The organism is Sphingobium sp., assembly GCF_049304695.1.
Lineage (GTDB): Bacteria > Pseudomonadota > Alphaproteobacteria > Sphingomonadales > Sphingomonadaceae > Sphingobium.
In genome coordinates this window covers 109199-124400 of the sequence record NZ_JBAQOK010000072.1, presented here as the reverse complement: position 1 = coordinate 124400, position 15202 = coordinate 109199, and the positions used below count along the sequence as shown (strand labels likewise).

At 61.3% G+C, this 15202-nt stretch carries 24 protein-coding genes; 22 read left to right on the top strand and 2 right to left on the bottom strand.

The genetic code is table 11. The features are described 5' to 3' along the window. The 18 genes from rplD (at position 1) to rpmD (ending at position 8082) form a co-directional block, all read left to right on the top strand. Positions 1-624, top strand: a complete 624-nt coding sequence (rplD, locus tag WA070_RS12485; RefSeq protein ID WP_422634241.1) for a 50S ribosomal protein L4 — start codon at positions 1-3, stop codon at positions 622-624. Then, positions 617-934 carry a 50S ribosomal protein L23 gene (locus tag WA070_RS12480; RefSeq protein ID WP_422634240.1) on the top strand — a complete coding sequence of 106 codons (318 nt, stop codon included), beginning with the start codon at positions 617-619 and terminating at the stop codon, positions 932-934. Before rplD ends, WA070_RS12480 begins: the two co-directional genes overlap by 8 nt. A 2-nt stretch (positions 935-936) precedes the next feature. Next, on the top strand, positions 937-1773 hold the full coding sequence (gene rplB / locus WA070_RS12475; RefSeq protein ID WP_422634239.1) for a 50S ribosomal protein L2: 837 nt from the start codon (positions 937-939) through the stop codon (positions 1771-1773). A gap of 6 nt (positions 1774-1779) precedes the next feature. Continuing rightward, positions 1780-2055 (top strand): 30S ribosomal protein S19, encoded by a 276-nt coding sequence (gene rpsS, locus WA070_RS12470; protein WP_007707899.1) that lies wholly within the window; start codon positions 1780-1782, stop codon positions 2053-2055. Beyond that, complete coding sequence (gene rplV / locus WA070_RS12465; protein ID WP_422634238.1) at positions 2055-2441, top strand: 50S ribosomal protein L22; 387 nt, start codon at positions 2055-2057, stop codon at positions 2439-2441. Before rpsS ends, rplV begins: the two co-directional genes overlap by 1 nt. 3 nt (positions 2442-2444) lie before the next feature. Then, positions 2445-3140: a 30S ribosomal protein S3 gene (rpsC, locus tag WA070_RS12460; protein ID WP_422634237.1), complete on the top strand. Its 696-nt coding sequence runs from the start codon at positions 2445-2447 to the stop codon at positions 3138-3140. A gap of 21 nt (positions 3141-3161) precedes the next feature. Beyond that, the gene (gene rplP / locus WA070_RS12455) at positions 3162-3593 is read left to right on the top strand and encodes a 50S ribosomal protein L16 (protein ID WP_422634236.1); all 432 of its coding nucleotides are present in this window, start codon (positions 3162-3164) and stop codon (positions 3591-3593) included. 3 nt (positions 3594-3596) lie between these two features. Continuing rightward, a complete protein-coding gene (rpmC, locus tag WA070_RS12450; protein ID WP_422634235.1) occupies positions 3597-3800 on the top strand; it encodes a 50S ribosomal protein L29 in 204 nt (67 codons plus the stop codon). 12 nt (positions 3801-3812) lie between these two features. After that, positions 3813-4076: a 30S ribosomal protein S17 gene (gene rpsQ, locus WA070_RS12445; RefSeq protein ID WP_422634234.1), complete on the top strand. Its 264-nt coding sequence runs from the start codon at positions 3813-3815 to the stop codon at positions 4074-4076. A 166-nt stretch (positions 4077-4242) separates the two neighbouring features. Further along, positions 4243-4611, top strand: coding sequence for a 50S ribosomal protein L14 (gene rplN, locus WA070_RS12440; RefSeq protein ID WP_188063220.1), 369 nt, complete (start codon positions 4243-4245; stop codon positions 4609-4611). Continuing rightward, positions 4611-4922 carry a 50S ribosomal protein L24 gene (rplX, locus tag WA070_RS12435; protein ID WP_422634233.1) on the top strand — a complete coding sequence of 104 codons (312 nt, stop codon included), beginning with the start codon at positions 4611-4613 and terminating at the stop codon, positions 4920-4922. Before rplN ends, rplX begins: the two co-directional genes overlap by 1 nt. Further along, positions 4922-5500: a 50S ribosomal protein L5 gene (rplE, locus tag WA070_RS12430; RefSeq protein WP_422634232.1), complete on the top strand. Its 579-nt coding sequence runs from the start codon at positions 4922-4924 to the stop codon at positions 5498-5500. Before rplX ends, rplE begins: the two co-directional genes overlap by 1 nt. A 52-nt stretch (positions 5501-5552) precedes the next feature. Beyond that, positions 5553-5858, top strand: coding sequence for a 30S ribosomal protein S14 (gene rpsN, locus WA070_RS12425; RefSeq protein ID WP_422634231.1), 306 nt, complete (start codon positions 5553-5555; stop codon positions 5856-5858). A 12-nt stretch (positions 5859-5870) separates the two neighbouring features. Beyond that, positions 5871-6266, top strand: a complete 396-nt coding sequence (gene rpsH / locus WA070_RS12420) for a 30S ribosomal protein S8 (RefSeq protein ID WP_422634230.1) — start codon at positions 5871-5873, stop codon at positions 6264-6266. Next, positions 6266-6799 carry a 50S ribosomal protein L6 gene (gene rplF, locus WA070_RS12415; protein WP_422634229.1) on the top strand — a complete coding sequence of 178 codons (534 nt, stop codon included), beginning with the start codon at positions 6266-6268 and terminating at the stop codon, positions 6797-6799. The genes rpsH and rplF overlap by 1 nt, the downstream gene beginning before the upstream one ends. Before the next feature lies 1 nt (position 6800). After that, positions 6801-7172 (top strand): 50S ribosomal protein L18, encoded by a 372-nt coding sequence (rplR, locus tag WA070_RS12410; RefSeq protein ID WP_422634228.1) that lies wholly within the window; start codon positions 6801-6803, stop codon positions 7170-7172. Between the two features lie 2 nt (positions 7173-7174). After that, positions 7175-7900, top strand: a complete 726-nt coding sequence (rpsE, locus tag WA070_RS12405) for a 30S ribosomal protein S5 (RefSeq protein ID WP_422634227.1) — start codon at positions 7175-7177, stop codon at positions 7898-7900. Positions 7901-7905: 5 nt separating this feature from the next. Next, positions 7906-8082 carry a 50S ribosomal protein L30 gene (gene rpmD / locus WA070_RS12400; protein WP_422634226.1) on the top strand — a complete coding sequence of 59 codons (177 nt, stop codon included), beginning with the start codon at positions 7906-7908 and terminating at the stop codon, positions 8080-8082. A gap of 70 nt (positions 8083-8152) precedes the next feature. On the opposite strand, the gene WA070_RS12395 is transcribed toward rpmD, so the two are convergent. Next, positions 8153-10090 carry an acyltransferase family protein gene (locus WA070_RS12395; protein ID WP_422634225.1) on the bottom strand — a complete coding sequence of 646 codons (1938 nt, stop codon included), beginning with the start codon at positions 10088-10090 and terminating at the stop codon, positions 8153-8155. A 177-nt stretch (positions 10091-10267) separates the two neighbouring features. On the opposite strand from WA070_RS12395, the gene rplO reads away from it, so the two are divergent. From rplO to WA070_RS12375, 4 genes are all read left to right on the top strand, one after another. Beyond that, positions 10268-10807 carry a 50S ribosomal protein L15 gene (gene rplO, locus WA070_RS12390; RefSeq protein WP_422634224.1) on the top strand — a complete coding sequence of 180 codons (540 nt, stop codon included), beginning with the start codon at positions 10268-10270 and terminating at the stop codon, positions 10805-10807. Between the two features lie 195 nt (positions 10808-11002). Continuing rightward, positions 11003-12367, top strand: a complete 1365-nt coding sequence (gene secY / locus WA070_RS12385; RefSeq protein WP_422634223.1) for a preprotein translocase subunit SecY — start codon at positions 11003-11005, stop codon at positions 12365-12367. 43 nt (positions 12368-12410) lie between these two features. Further along, positions 12411-13067, top strand: a complete 657-nt coding sequence (locus tag WA070_RS12380; protein WP_422634222.1) for an adenylate kinase — start codon at positions 12411-12413, stop codon at positions 13065-13067. 256 nt (positions 13068-13323) lie between these two features. Further along, the gene (locus WA070_RS12375; protein WP_422634221.1) at positions 13324-14355 is read left to right on the top strand and encodes an acyltransferase family protein; all 1032 of its coding nucleotides are present in this window, start codon (positions 13324-13326) and stop codon (positions 14353-14355) included. Between the two features lie 51 nt (positions 14356-14406). Here the strand turns inward: WA070_RS12375 and WA070_RS12370 are convergent, their stop codons facing one another. Continuing rightward, on the bottom strand, positions 14407-15156 hold the full coding sequence (locus WA070_RS12370) for a penicillin-binding protein activator LpoB (protein ID WP_422634275.1): 750 nt from the start codon (positions 15154-15156) through the stop codon (positions 14407-14409). Positions 15157-15202 lie beyond the last annotated feature (46 nt).

Sequence of the window (15202 nt, the reverse complement as noted above, 5' to 3'; positions counted from 1 at the left end):
ATGAAGGTCAAGGTACAGACCCTCGACGCGGCGGAAGCTGGCGATCTGGAGCTCAACGAAGCCGTTTTCGGCATCGAGCCTCGCGCCGACATCCTGCATCGCGTCGTCACCTGGCAGCTTGAGAAGCGTCGCGGCACCGCCCGTGGCACACGCGAGCGTAGCGATGTGGCCCGCACCGGCAAGAAGTTCGGTCGCCAGAAGGGCGGCGGTACGGCACGTCACGGCGATCGCCGCGCGCCGATCTTCATCGGCGGTGGTAAGGCGCACGGCGCCCGCGTCCGCGACTTCAACCCTTCGCTGAACAAGAAGGTTCGCGCGCTGGGCCTGAAGATGGCGCTGTCGTCCAAGGTGAAGGACGGTTCGCTGTTCATCATCGACAGCCTGGACGTTGCCGAAGGCAAGACCAAGGCGCTGGTCGCCAACCTTGCCAAGCTGAACCTCACCAAGGTGCTGTTCATCGACGGCGATGCGGTCAATGTCAGCTTCGCCAAGGCGTCGGCCAACATCATCGGTGTGGACCTGCTCCCTGCCGTTGGCGCCAACGTCTACGACATCCTGAGAGCCGAATCGCTGGTGCTGACCCGCGCTGCGGTCGAAAAGCTGGAGGCCCGTTTCAATGGCTAAAAAGCAGAGCGGAACCGTCGACAACCGTCATTATGACGTCGTCGTCGCGCCGCACATCACCGAGAAGTCGACGCTTTTGAGCGAAAACAACGCCGTGGTTTTCAAGGTTGCTGGCACTGCCACCAAGCCTGAGATCAAGGCCGCTGTCGAAGCGATCTGGGGTGTCAACGTCCGTAGCGTGAACACGCTCGTGACCAAGGGCAAGACCAAGAAGTGGAAGGGCAAGCCCTACACCCGCTCCGACGTCAAGAAGGCGATCGTCCGCCTGGCTGAAGGCCAGTCGATCGACATCACCGAGGGAGTGCGCTAACAATGGCGCTAAAGCATTATAACCCGACCAGCCCGGCCCAGCGCGGCCTGATTCTGGTCGACAAGTCCAGCCTGCACAAGGGCAAGCCCGTCAAGGCGCTGACCGAAGGCAAGCGCAAGACCGGTGGCCGCAACAACAAGGGTCATGTGACCTCGCGCGGTATCGGTGGCGGTCATAAGCAGCGTTATCGTATCATCGACTTCAAGCGTCGCTTGTGGGATGTCGAAGGTACGGTCGAGCGTCTGGAATATGACCCCAACCGCACCGCGTTCATCGCGCTGGTCAACTATCCCGATGGCACGCAGTCCTACATCATCGCGCCGCAGCGTCTGGCCCCCGGTGACAAGGTCATCGCGAGCAAGAAGACCGACGTAAAGCCGGGCAACGCGATGGAACTGGGCCAGATGCCGGTCGGCACGATCATCCACAACATCGAGATGAAGCCGGGCAAGGGCGCACAGCTCTGCCGTTCGGCAGGCACCTATGCACAGCTGGTTGGTCGTGATCGCGGCATGGTAATGGTGCGTTTGTCTTCGGGCGAACAGCGCTACATCCGTTCGGACTGCATGGGCACCATCGGTGCCGTCAGCAACCCGGACAATGGCAACACCAACCTTGCCAAGGCAGGTCGCAACCGTTGGAACGGCATTCGCCCTCTGACGCGCGGCGTTGCCAAGAACCCGGTCGATCACCCTCATGGTGGTGGTGAAGGCCGCACATCGGGCGGTCGTCATCCGGTTACGCCATGGGGCAAGCCGACCAAGGGTGCTCGTACCCGTCATAACAAGTCGACCGACAAGATGATCATCCGGTCGCGTCACGCCAAGAAGAAGAGGTAATCCGCGATGGCTCGTTCCGTCTGGAAAGGTCCGTTCGTGGACCTCAGCCTTCTGAAGAAGGCAGAAACGGCGCAGGACGCCGGTGGCCGCGCCCCGATCAAGACCTGGTCGCGTCGCTCCACCATCCTGCCCCAGTTCGTTGGCCTGACGTTTAACGTCTATAATGGCCGCAAGCATGTTCCGGTTTCCGTGAACGAGGATATGGTGGGTCACAAGCTGGGCGAATTCGCCCCGACCCGCTTCTTCCCCGGCCACGCTGCCGACAAGAAGGGCAAGCGCTGATGAGCAAGGAAAAAGCTCCCCGTCGCGTCGCCGACAATGAGGCGCTGGCCGTCGGCGCGCAGATCCGTGGTTCGGCCCAGAAGCTGAACCTGGTCGCGACGCTGATCCGTGGTCGCAAGGTTGAGGATGCGTTGAACATCCTTTCCTTCTCGACCAAGGCGATGGCTGTCGACGTGCGCAAGGTGTTGGCGTCCGCCATCGCCAACGCGGAAAACAACCACAATCTGGACGTCGACTCGCTGGTCGTCGCGGAAGCATCGGTCGGCAAGGCGTTTACGCTGAAGCGTTTCCATGCACGCGGTCGCGGCAAGTCGACCCGTATTCTCAAGCCCTACAGCCGCGTGCGCATCGTCGTGCGTGAAGCTGGCGAAGAAGCGGAGGCATAAGCCATGGGTCACAAGAGCAATCCGATCGGTCTGCGTCTCCAGATCAACCGTACCTGGGACAGCCGCTGGTATGCCGAAGGCGCCGACTATGGTCGGCTGCTGCTGGAAGATCTCAAGATCCGCCAGTTCATTTTCAAGACCATGCCGCAGGCCGCGATCTCCAAGGTCGTGATCGAGCGTCCGGCCAAGCTGTGCCGCGTGTCGATCTATGCCGCCCGTCCAGGCGTCATCATCGGCAAGAAGGGCGCGGACATTGAAAAGCTGCGCCGCAAGCTGGGTGCGCTGACGACGTCGGACGTGTCGCTGAACATCGTCGAAATCCGCAAGCCGGAAGTCGATAGCCGTCTGGTCGCCCAGGGCATTGCCGATCAGCTGGAACGCCGCGTTGCGTTTCGTCGCGCCATGAAGCGTGCGGTTCAGTCCGCGCTGCGTCTGGGTGCCGAAGGCATCAAGATCACCTGCGGCGGCCGTCTGGGCGGCGCGGAGATCGCGCGCGTCGAATGGTATCGCGAAGGTCGCGTGCCGTTGCACACGCTGCGTGCGAACGTCGACTATGCCGAAGCCACGGCGCACACCGCCTATGGCGTTTGCGGCATCAAGGTCTGGATCTTCAAGGGCGAGATTCTCGGCCATGATCCGTTCGCCACCGACCGTCTCATGCTGGAGGCTCAGACCTCCGGCGTGCGTCCGGCGCGCTGAGAATAAGAAGGTAATAGCGTCATGCTGCAACCGAAGAAAATGAAGTTCCGCAAGACCTTCAAGGGTCGGATCAAGGGCGATGCGAAGGGCGGCACTGCGCTGAACTTCGGTTCCTATGGTCTGAAAGCCATGGAGCCTGAGCGGATCACCGCGCGCCAGATCGAAGCGGCCCGTCGTGCGATCACCCGCCACATCCGCCGTCAGGGCCGGTTGTGGATCCGCATCTTCCCCGATGTGCCGGTCACCAAGAAGCCTGCCGAAGTCCGTCAGGGCAAGGGCAAGGGTTCGGTCGAATATTGGGCGGCCCGCGTCGCCCCCGGCCGTATCCTGTTCGAGCTGGACGGGGTTCCAGGCCCGCTTGCAGCAGAGGCCTTCTCGCGCGCCGCGATGAAGCTGCCGATCAAGACGAAGGTTGTCGCCCGCCTCGGCGACACCTCGCATCTGGGAGCGTAAGCGATGGCGAACGTTGCTGATATGAAGACCAAGACGGACGACGAACTGTCGACCGAACTGAACAACCTGAAGCGCGAGCAGTTCAATCTGCGTTTCCAGGCGGCCACCAACCAGCTGGAAAAGCCCAGCCGCGTCAAGGAAGTCCGCCGGTCGATCGCGCAGATCAAGACCCTGCAGACCGAGCGTAACCGCTCGGCCGCGAAGTAAAGGAAACACACGATGCCCAAGCGCGTGCTGACGGGAACAGTGGTTTCCGACAAGACCGACAAGACGGTGGTGGTTCGTGTAGAGCGCAAGGTTAAGCACGCGCTTTACGGCAAGATCATTCGTCGTTCGAAAAAATATCATGCCCACGACGAGGGCAATGTCTACAAGGAAGGCGAGACGGTCCGCATCGAGGAGACCGCCCCGATTTCCAAGCTCAAGACCTGGAAGGTCATCGAGCGGTTGGACACTCACAAGTCGCCGGAAACGGCAGCCTGAGGGACGCTCACCGACTTTTGAGAGTCTAAATGCGACGCGGGGCTGGCCTTTTCGATTGGAAAGGGTTACAGGCCCGCGCTTCGCGTAAGACTTGATAGGGTCCAGGCACGAAATTCGGAACCGCCGGGAATTTTCCCGGTAGGCCAAATAAGAAGGAACCGGATCCATGATCCAGATGCAATCCAATCTTGATGTCGCGGACAACAGCGGCGCCAAGCGAGTCCAGTGCATCAAGGTGCTGGGCGGGTCGAAGCGGCGCTTCGCCGGCGTGGGCGACATCATTGTCGTGTCCGTCAAGGAAGCTGCACCGCGCGGCAAGGTCAAGAAGGGTGACGTGCATCGTGCCGTCATCGTGCGCACGGCGAAAGACATTCGTCGCGCCGACGGCAGCGTCATCCGTTTCGACGGTAACGCCGCAGTCCTGATCAACAAGAATCAGGAGCCAATCGGTACGCGTATCTTTGGCCCCGTCGTTCGTGAGCTGCGCGCTAAGCAGCACATGAAGATCATCAGCCTAGCTCCTGAGGTGCTGTAATGAGCGCTGCGAAGATCAAGAAGGGCGACAAGGTCGTCATCCTGGCTGGCAAGGACAAAGGTCGTACCGGCTCCGTGCTGCAAGTGATGCCCAAGGCCGACAAGGTTCTTGTCGAGGGCATCAACGTGCATGTGAAGCATCGTAAGCCCGACCAGGCCAATCCGCAGGGCGGACTCGAGCGCAAGCCCGCGCCGCTTCACATTTCGAACGTGGCAGTCGCCGGCAGTGACGGCAAGGCTACGCGCGTTCGTTTCGAGGATCGCGACGGCAAGAAAGTTCGCGTCGCCGTCAAGTCCGGTGAGGTGCTGTAATGGCCGACGAAAAATATATCCCGCGTTCCAAGGCGCTTTATGACGCTGAAATCGTCAAGGCGATGACCGAGAAGTTCGGTTACAAGAACGTCATGGAAATTCCCCGGATCGAAAAGATCGTGCTCAACATGGGCGTGGGCGAAGCGACCCAGGACAAGAAGAAGGTCACATCGGCCGCCGAGGAAATGGAACTGATCGCTGGCCAGAAGCCGGTTATCACCAAGGCGAAGAAGTCGATCGCACAGTTCAAGCTGCGCGAAGGCATGCCGATCGGTGTCAAGGTCACCATGCGCCGTGAGCGCATGTATGAATTCCTGGACCGTATGATCAACATCGCGCTGCCCCGCGTGCGCGATTTCCGTGGTCTGAACCCCAAGAGCTTTGATGGCCGTGGCAACTATGCCTTTGGTATCAAGGAGCAGATCATCTTCCCGGAGATCAGCTATGACCGCGTCGACAAGGTGCGCGGCATGGACATCATCGTGACCACCACCGCGAAGACGGACGACGAGGCGCGCGAGCTGCTGCGCCTGTTCGGTTTCCCGTTCCCGCAGGAAGAAGAGAAGCAGGCGGCCTGAAAAGGTCCCGCTTCTCTTCCCCACCTTTAGGCTAAGGAAGAGAACTTAAGTCATGGCGAAACTGAGTTCGATCAACAAGAATGAGCGTCGCAAGAAGCTGGTCAAGAAATATGCCGGCCGTTATGCGAAGCTCAAGACGATCGCGAATGATACCAGCGCAGATGATGGCGACCGTTTGATGGCGCGTCTGCGGATGGCGGAAATTCCCCGTAACGGCAACCCGACCCGCGTGCGTAACCGCTGCGAGTTGACTGGCCGTCCACGGGCTTATTACCGCAAATTCCGGCTCTGCCGTATTCAGCTGCGTGATCTGGCCAATAAAGGCCTGATCCCCGGCGTCACCAAGTCGAGCTGGTAAGGATATCATCTCATGGCATTGACCGATCCTCTGGGTGATATGCTCACCCGCATCCGTAATGGGCAGCAGGCAAAGAAGGACAGCGTGGTTTCCCCCGCTTCCAAGCTGCGCGCCCGCGTCCTCGACGTGCTTCAGCGCGAAGGCTATATCCGTGGTTATTCCGAGGAAGCCCTCGGCCAGCACCCCGGCCTGCGCATCGAACTGAAATATTTCGAAGGGCAGCCTGCTATCAAGCATGTCGCCCGCGTGTCCAAGCCTGGCCGTCGCGTCTATTCGGGGTCGAAAGACCTGCCGATCGTGCGCAACGGCCTTGGCATCACCATCGTTTCGACGCCTAAGGGTGTTCTGTCCGACGCGGAAGCGCGCGACCAGAACGTCGGCGGCGAAGTGCTCGCGGAGGTGTTCTGATGAGCCGCACTGGTAAAAAGCCGGTCAGCGTCCCTGCGGGCGTGACCGCGTCGATCGAAGGCGGTCAGCTTTCGGTGAAGGGTCCCAAGGGCACCCTCGCCATGCCGATGGTCGACGAAGTGAGCTATACGCTCGAAGACGGCAGCATCGCTGTTGCGCCAGCAAATGACGGTAAGCGCGCACGCGCTTTCTGGGGCATGCAGCGCACCCTGATCCAGAACCTGATCACCGGCGTGACCGAGGGCTTCTCCAAGAAGCTGCTCATCACCGGCGTCGGCTACCGCGCCAACTCGCAGGGCAAGACCCTGAAGTTGCAGCTGGGTTACAGCCATGACGTCGATTTCGCGATCCCCGAAGGGATCGAGATCAAGACCCCGGATAACACCACGGTCGAGATCAGCGGTATGGACAAGCAGCAGGTCGGGCAGGTTGCTGCCGAGATCCGTCGCTGGCGCAAGCCTGAGCCTTATAAGGGCAAGGGCATCAAGTACGCCGGCGAGTTCATCTTCCGCAAGGAAGGGAAGAAGAAGTAAGATGGCAAAGCTTTCCCTCTTCGCGCGGCGTCGTCGCCGCGTTCGCACCGCCCTCAAGGCGCGCTCGGGCCAGAACCCGCGTCCGCGTCTGTCGATCCACCGTTCGGGCCGACACATCTATGCCCAGGTCATCGACGACGCAGCGGGTACAACCGTTGCATCGGCATCGACCCTGGACAAGGATGTCGGTTCCAAGGCGCAGGGCAAGACTGGCGCAACCGCTCAGGCGGCTGCCGATGTCGGCAAGCGCGTGGCAGAAGCCGCGACCAAGGCCGGCGTCACCAAGGTCATGTTCGATCGCGGTGGTTTCCTTTTCCATGGCCGCGTCAAGGCGCTGGCCGATGCGGCTCGTGAAGCCGGGCTGGAGTTCTGATCATGGCTGACGAAAACACCATCGAAACAGGCACGCCCGTCGAGAGCGCGCCCGTCGAGACGACCGAAGGTCGCGGCCCCGGCCGTGGCGGTCGTGGCAACCGTGGCGGTGGCGGCGATCGCAACCGCAACGAGCGTGGCGGCCGTGGCCGTCGCGACGATCGTCGTGGCGGTAACCGTGACGAAGATCAGGGCGAAGAACTGATCGAGAAGCTGGTTCACATCAACCGCGTGTCCAAGACCGTCAAGGGCGGCAAGCGCTTCGGTTTTGCGGCGCTGGTCGTTGTGGGCGATGGCAAGGGCCGTGCAGGCTTTGGCCATGGCAAGGCGCGCGAAGTGCCTGAAGCCATCAGCAAGGCGACGGCCGCTGCCAAGAAGGCAATGGTTCGCGTGCCGCTGAAGGAAGGCCGCACGCTGCATCATGATGGCCTTGGCCATTTCGGTGCCGGCAAGGTGACTGTGCGTTCGGCCCCGGCCGGTACGGGTATCATCGCCGGTGGCCCGATGCGCGCCGTGTTCGAAAGCCTGGGCGTTGCAGACGTCGTGACCAAGTCGAACGGCACGTCCAACCCCTACAACATGATCCGTGCGACCTTCGCGGCGCTGGGTGAACAGACCAGCCCGAAGTCGGTGGCGCAGCGTCGCGGCAAGAAGGTCGCTGACCTTCTGCGTCGTGGTGGTGCTTCCGCCGATGTCGCGCAGGCCGATGCCGAAGCGATTGCGGAGTAACCGACATGGCAACCATCAAGATCAAGCAGATCGGGTCTCCGATCCGTCGCCCCGCCGACCAGAAGAAGATTCTGATCGGTCTGGGCCTGGGCAAGATGCATCGCGTGGTGGAACTTGAAGACACGGCGGAAGTCCGCGGTGCGATCAAGAAGCTGCCGCACATGGTGCAGGTTGTAGACTAAAGCGATTGTCCGTCGGGCGGTATCGTCCGACGGCTCGTAAAATAACAAAGCCGTGATGGTGCGACCCGCACTATCGCGGCTTTGTTGCGTCTGGCGTCCTGCGATGTATCTGCGCCTTTCGCATGGCTGCATCGATGCGCGGCATCAGCATCTGGACAACCGCCGCCGATCCTTCATGGGTGAAATGGGCGGTGTCGAACTGCAACGGCACACCGGGGCTGGCGAAGGTGCGGCAGACGTGGTTGGCCGAACACAGCATGTCCGTCAGTGAAATATAGTGCGCCCCATGACGCGCAGCGGCGTCGCGCATGGCGTGATCGACCGCGAAGATTTCGGGATCGAGGTTGCGCTGTGCCAGATCCTTGTTCGTCGAAAAGAACAGCAGGCGTGGCAGCGAGAGGGTGTAGCGCGGGACTGGTCCCAACAGGATGACGGGTTGCCTGCGCCTTTCCATGTCGATCAGTGTTTCCTCGACCACCGGCAGCATGTCGCTGGTCCAGTTTCCCGCGAGCAGGACGGCATCGGGCCGATGTGCCGGAACCCACTGGGTCAGCAGTTTGCGGAAGAAGCGCTGACAGGGAAAGCGGATCTCGCCCGCGTAAACGCCCGGCACACAGCCGACCATATTGGCCTGCAAAACATCATAGTTTGAACCGTAGCGCGCGAAGCCCGGCCAGTAATGCGCGGCCAGGCTATCACCGACCAGCAGCAGGGTGGGGCGGTGATCGGCGCGGGCACGCAGGCATGTGTCGGCGTGATAGCGATCGTCGGCATTGACGATGAAGCAGGTGCCGCGTCGATAGCCGACCTCTTCATCGCGATCGAGGACGCGGGCAAGCCGAACCTTGTCGGCGGCATAGCGACCCGGAAAGCCCTGCGCGCCCATGACGATTGCGGCGGCGCCGAGCATCAGCGCCAGCCCTGCGGCGGTGAGGCCAAGCAGCTTTGGTGTGGGCAGGGGAGCAATGACCAGCCTTCCGCGCTCCTCGAACAGACGGTGGGAGATGGTGGCCGCGACGATCGACGCCACGACCTGCCCGGCTATGACTGGATGCGTGGTGGGCAGGAACAGCCAGAGTTTGGAAAAGACGATGATCGGCCAGTGCCACAGGTAGAGCGAATAGGAGATTCGGCCGATGAAGCGGGCTGGCGCGAGGGAGAGTGCCCGTCCGGCGAGGCTGTCGGGACCGCAGATCAACAGGGCGACGGTGGCGAGGCAGGGGAGAAGCGCGGCGGGGCCGGGGAAGATGATCGTCGGCTTATATTTATAGACACAGGCCAGGATGACGATGAGCGCCAGCGCGCCAGCGACTTCGCGGAACATGCGCGGCAACCGCCGTTCCAGCGCCAGTCCCGCAATGAGCGCGCCCACGCCGAATTCCCATGCGCGAAACGGCAGCAGGTAGAAAGCGCCGGTCATGTCATGGTTCACCATCCATGCGGACAGCAGGAAGGAGATGATGGTGATCGCGGCGATGGTGGGGCGCAGGTAACGCGCCGACAGGGGCGCAAGGAACGCCAGCAGCATCGGCCAGAAGATGTAGAATTGCTCCTCCACCGCCAGCGACCAGGTGTGGAGCAGCGGCGCATTGGCGGCGCTGTGCGAAAAATAGCCGGTGTGGCCGTAGAAATAGCAGTTGGACGCGAACAGCAAGGTCGCGATCAGCGATCGGGCAAAGCCAACAAGTTCATTGGGCGTCATCGCAATGAACGCGATGCAGGCGCAGGTGATCAGGGTGGCGAACAGCGCGGGCAGCAGACGCAGGATGCGGCGGCGGTAGAAGCCCGCGAAGGAAAAATTCCGGTCCGCGATATCGCGCAGGACGATGCCAGTGATCAGGAAGCCGGAAATGACGAAGAAGATATCGACACCGACGAATCCGCCGCCAAACCCCTTGATTTCCGCATGGGAAAAAACGATCGGCAATACCGCCAGAGCACGAAGCCCCTCAATCTCGGGGCGAAAGCCATGTTTGCCGGGAGGCGGGGCGGTTATGATATTGGCCAAATGCGCAATCCTGCTGATAGAAAAGCAAAATTACCCGAGATAGGCCCGGCAAACAACGCGCCAGTGCATGCCATGTAAAGATAGCGTCGCAATTTTGCGGGTGACAATGGGAAAGCCTTCCGCTAACGCGCGCGGCTCACCCTATTAGCGCGAACCAAGCGAAAGCGAGTGCACGACATGACTTTCAAACTGAACGAGATCAAGGACAATGATGGCGCCCGCAAGGGCCGGATGCGCGTTGGACGCGGCATCGGTTCCGGCAAGGGCAAGACCGCCGGTCGCGGTCAAAAGGGCGCCAAGGCGCGCTCGGGCGTTGCCATCAACGGGTTCGAGGGTGGCCAGATGCCACTCCACATGCGGATTCCTAAGCGCGGCTTCAACAACATCTTTGGCAGCGATTATGCGATCGTGAACCTGGGTGCGGTGCAGAAGGCGCTGGACGAAGGCAAGCTGGACGCCAATGCGACCATCGATCAGGCCGCTCTGAACGCTGCCAACCTGACCCGTGGCGGTAAGGACGGCGTCCGTCTGCTGGCCAAGGGCGAACTGACCGCAAAGGTCAGCTTTCTGGTTGCCGGTGCGTCGAAGAGCGCGATCGAAGCCGTCGAAAAGACCGGTGGCAAGGTCGACGTGATCGAAGTGATCCCGGCCGCTGAAAAGGCCAAGGCGAAGAAGGGCACGACCCTGGCTGCCAAGAAGGCTGCGAAGAAGGGCTGATTCGCCCTTCCTAAGACTTGCAAGCGTGGCCCCGCTGCCCGATATGGGTTGGCGGGGTCATGCATATCGGGGGACGCGCCTTGTCGCAAAGGCGGCAACTCCCCGTTCGACATGCCGAACCCGTCCCGCTAAGGGATGAGCGATTCCGGTCCGGGGCATGTGATCCCGGCAAGAGTGATTTGAAGGGCAGCCACCATGGCATCGAGAGCCGACCAGCTCGCATCCAATCTTAGCCTAGCGAAGTTCAGCAAGGCGACCGACCTTAAAAAGCGCCTGTGGTTTACGCTGGGCGCGCTGATCGTGTTTCGTTTTCTCAGCTTCGTGCCGCTGCCCGGCGTCGATCCGACGGCCCTGTCGCAGCTGTATAGCCAGACGAACGGTGGCATCCTCGACATCTTCAACACCTTTTCGGGTGGCAGCCTGTCGCGCATGAGCCTGATCGCGCTGGGCGTCATGCCCTATATCACCGCGTCGATCGTCGTGCAGCTCGCATCCTCCCTGTCGCCGCAACTGGCGGCGGTGAAGAAGGAAGGCGAAAGCGGGCGCAAGAAGCTCAACCAATATACCCGCTATGGCACGGTCGGCCTGACCGCGATCCAGGGTTATTTCATCTCCGTGGGTCTGGAAGGCTTCGGCGCGCAGTCGGGCGTGCAGGCCGTGGTCGATCCGGGGATGCTGTTCCGCATGACCGCCGTCGTATCGCTGATCGGCGGCACCATGTTCCTGATGTGGCTGGGTGAACAGATCACTTCGCGCGGGATCGGTAACGGCGTGTCGCTCATCATCATGGCAGGCATCGTCGCCCAGTTGCCGGTGACTCTGAGCAACCTGTTCAAGTCGGGCCGTGAAGGGTCGATTTCCGGCCTGCTTATCATGTTCGTCATCGTCATGGCGCTCGGCCTGATCCTGCTGATCTGTTATATGGAGCGGGCGCAGCGCCGCGTGCTGATCCAATACCCCAAGCGCCAGACGCGTCAGGGATTGATGCAGGCGGACCGCAGCCATCTGCCGCTTAAGGTCAACACCGCTGGCGTCATCCCGCCGATCTTTGCGTCCTCGCTGCTGCTGATGCCGCTGACGATTTCGCAGTTCGCGGGGCAGACGGTTGCGGGTGAAAGCAAATGGGGCGATTTCGTCCTGACGCTCAACCAGTATCTGGCGCACGGCAGTCCGGTCTATATGGGCCTTTACGGCTTAGGGATCGTGTTCTTCTGCTTCTTCTACACCGCCGTGGTGTTCAATCCCGAAGAGACGGCGGACAATCTGAAGCGCAATGGCGGCTTCATTCCCGGCATCCGTCCGGGCAAGAACACCGAAAATTATCTCGACTATGTGCTGACGCGCATCACCGTGATCGGTGCGGCCTATCTGGCGTTCATCTGTCTGGTGCCGGAATTTGCCATCGCACGGGCGGGCATTCCCTTCTATCTGGGTGGCACCAGCCTGTTGATCGTCGTCAACGTCACTGTCGATACCGTGACCCAGATCCAGAGCCATCTGCTCGCTCATCAATATGGCGATCTGATCAAGAAGGCGAAACTGAAGGGCCGGCTGCGCTAAACGCAGCGACTTATAAGGCGTACAACAGGGGAGTATGCGCGCGATGAACATCATTTTGCTGGGGCCGCCGGGTGCGGGCAAGGGCACTCAGGCCGGTCGTCTGGTCGATGATCGCGGCATGGTGCAACTATCGACCGGCGACATGCTGCGCGCGGCGGTAAAGGCGGGCACGCCCGTGGGTTTGAAGGCCAAGGCGCTGATGGAATCGGGCGCGCTGGTGCCGGACGAAGTCGTGTCGGGGATCATCGGCGAAGCGCTGGACGGGCTGGGCGCCGATACCGGGGTCATCTTCGATGGCTATCCCCGTACGCAAGCACAGGCCCATTCGCTCGATACGATCCTTGCCGATCGCAAGCGCACGCTCGATCATGTGATCGAACTGGAAGTGGACGAAGATGCGCTGGTCGAGCGGATCACCGGGCGCTTCACCTGCGCCACTTGCGGCGCGGGCTATCATGACAGCTTCAAACTGCCCAAGGTCGAAGGCGAGTGCGACAAGTGCAAAGGCCATGAGTTCAAGCGCCGTCCCGACGACAATGAGGAAACCGTGCGCACCCGCATGGCCGAATATCGCGCCAAGACCGCACCGATCCTGCCCATCTACGAAAGCCGTGGCATCGTATCGCGTGTCGATGGCATGGCGGACATGGACGTGGTGACGGCGGCGGTTGCTGCCATATTGGACGGCAAGCCTGCATAAACAGGTGGCGCTCGCCCGACGGCGGGCGAGTAAATAAGATGCGTTTGGATGGGCTGGTGCAGCGAGGGCTGCGCTGGCCCATTTGTTTTTTGGGATGTCGATAGTGCAGTGCCGGGTTTCTCGACTTCGCTCGCAATGAACGGAGGAAGTGTGATTCCGTTTGCGGTCATTTGCTGCACTTTTGCGCATAGGATGCGGGGCGTCTTGTCCGCGCGCCGTTAACGGATTCGTTGCTATATTATTGCTACGACGCTGCATGGTCGCATCCTCCTTACCCCGCACGCGCTTGACCGAGCTTGATGCGCTGCGCGGGATTGGTGCGCTGTGCGTGCTGGTGTTTCACTATTCGACGCGCTTTCATGAGATATTCCCGCAGGCGAGCCATGTGCCTTTCAGCTTTCTGGGGGGTAATTACCGGGTCTTGCTGTTCTTTGCGATTTCCGGCTTTTCCATCTTCTTCACGCTGGACCGGATCGGGTCGGTGGCCGATTTCGTCGTCAATCGCTTCGCGCGCCTATATCCCGCCTATCTGGTTGCGATGCTGATCACGTTGTCGATCGAATATCTGGCCCATGCGACGCGGTTGCTGATCGGGCCGGTGGCGATCCTGGCCAATTTCACGATGTTGCAGGGGTTCGCCTTCATTCCCGAAGTGGATGGCGCCTATTGGACGCTGACGGTCGAGATCGCCTTTTATGTGTGCATGGTCGCCATCTGGCGATTTGCGGGCCTGAAAAGGCTGGAGCCGATGCTGGCTGGGTGGCTGGTCATCCGCCTGTTATATGTCGCGTGGCCCGACATGCCCGAACGCGTCATCATGCTACTGGTGCTGCGCTATCTGCCCTTCTTCGTGATCGGGATGCTGTCCTACCGCATATGGGCGGGCAAGCGGCGCTGGCGCGACCAACTGCCCTATCTGGCGCTGGCGTTGCTGTCGGTGGTGCTGCTGGAAGGCTGGGACATCGTGCTGGTGGCTTGCCTGCTCATCATCATTTTCGCGGGCCTGATCGCGGGGTGGCTACGATTCCTGGCGGTGCGGCCGCTGATCTGGCTGGGTGGGATCAGCTATTCCTTTTACCTGATCCACCAGCATGTCGGCTTCGTCATCATGCTGGAGATCGCAAGGGCCGGATATAGCCCGTGGATCGGCTTTTTCGCCGCGTTCGCTGTTGCGCTATTGCTGGGGACCGCGATCAACCGCGTGGTGGAGCGACCGGCAGGCGAAGCGATTCTTGGCTGGTGGAAGCGTCGGCGCGCGGGCAAGGCGAGCGCTACCGCCCCGGCATGAAAAAAGGGCGCCGCCATCGCTGGCAGCGCCCCTCCTTAACGGACGATCGCTTTAGCGCGCGACCGGCGCGGCTGCTGCTGCGTTTTCGGGCAGGCCACCCATCTGCGTCACCATCTTGGTATAGGCGTCGAGATAGGCCAGCACGATGACCTGACCGATGTCGGTATTCTGGTAACCGCCGCCGCCGACTGCCGCGAGGCCGCCCATCCAGCCAAGGCCGCCGCCGCCGCCGAAGCTGAGATCGGACTTGCGGAAATAGCCTTCCGCCATGACTTCTTCTTCGGTCGTGCGCGCATTGACGACCGACAGCATGACATTGGCCTCGCTCTTCTTGATCGAGATGCCGCCCAGCAATGCGCCGCCCACGCGCCCGCCGAGCATCCCGCCGAGCATCCCGCCAAGGGCGTTGCCGCCGCTATTCTTGTTGGTGGTCACGATGTCGGGCTGGATGAAATAATCTGCGGCCTTCACCTGACCCTTGCCCAAGTTCGACCCGGCCTGCAATTCGCCCGAATCCGCCATGGCGCGTTCCAGATTGCGGCTGGCCATCGACCGGCCGCGATTGACCAGGCCAAAGCAGCCGGATTGCTGAACGAACAGTTTGATGATGGCTTCCGGGCTGCCCAGATTGAGTTCGCGCCACCACTGATTGTCCGGCTCGACGATCGCGACGGTGCCCAGCCGCTTGGTGCAGCGGGGGATTTCCATCTGCTTCTTCGTCTGCGCCTGTCGCCCCGACGACCCCTTGTCCGCTGCCAGCACAGGGCTGGCCGCCATCGTAAAGGCAGCGGTCGCCGCCATGACTGTCGTGAAAATCCGCATGTTATGCATCCCCCAATGTTCGCGA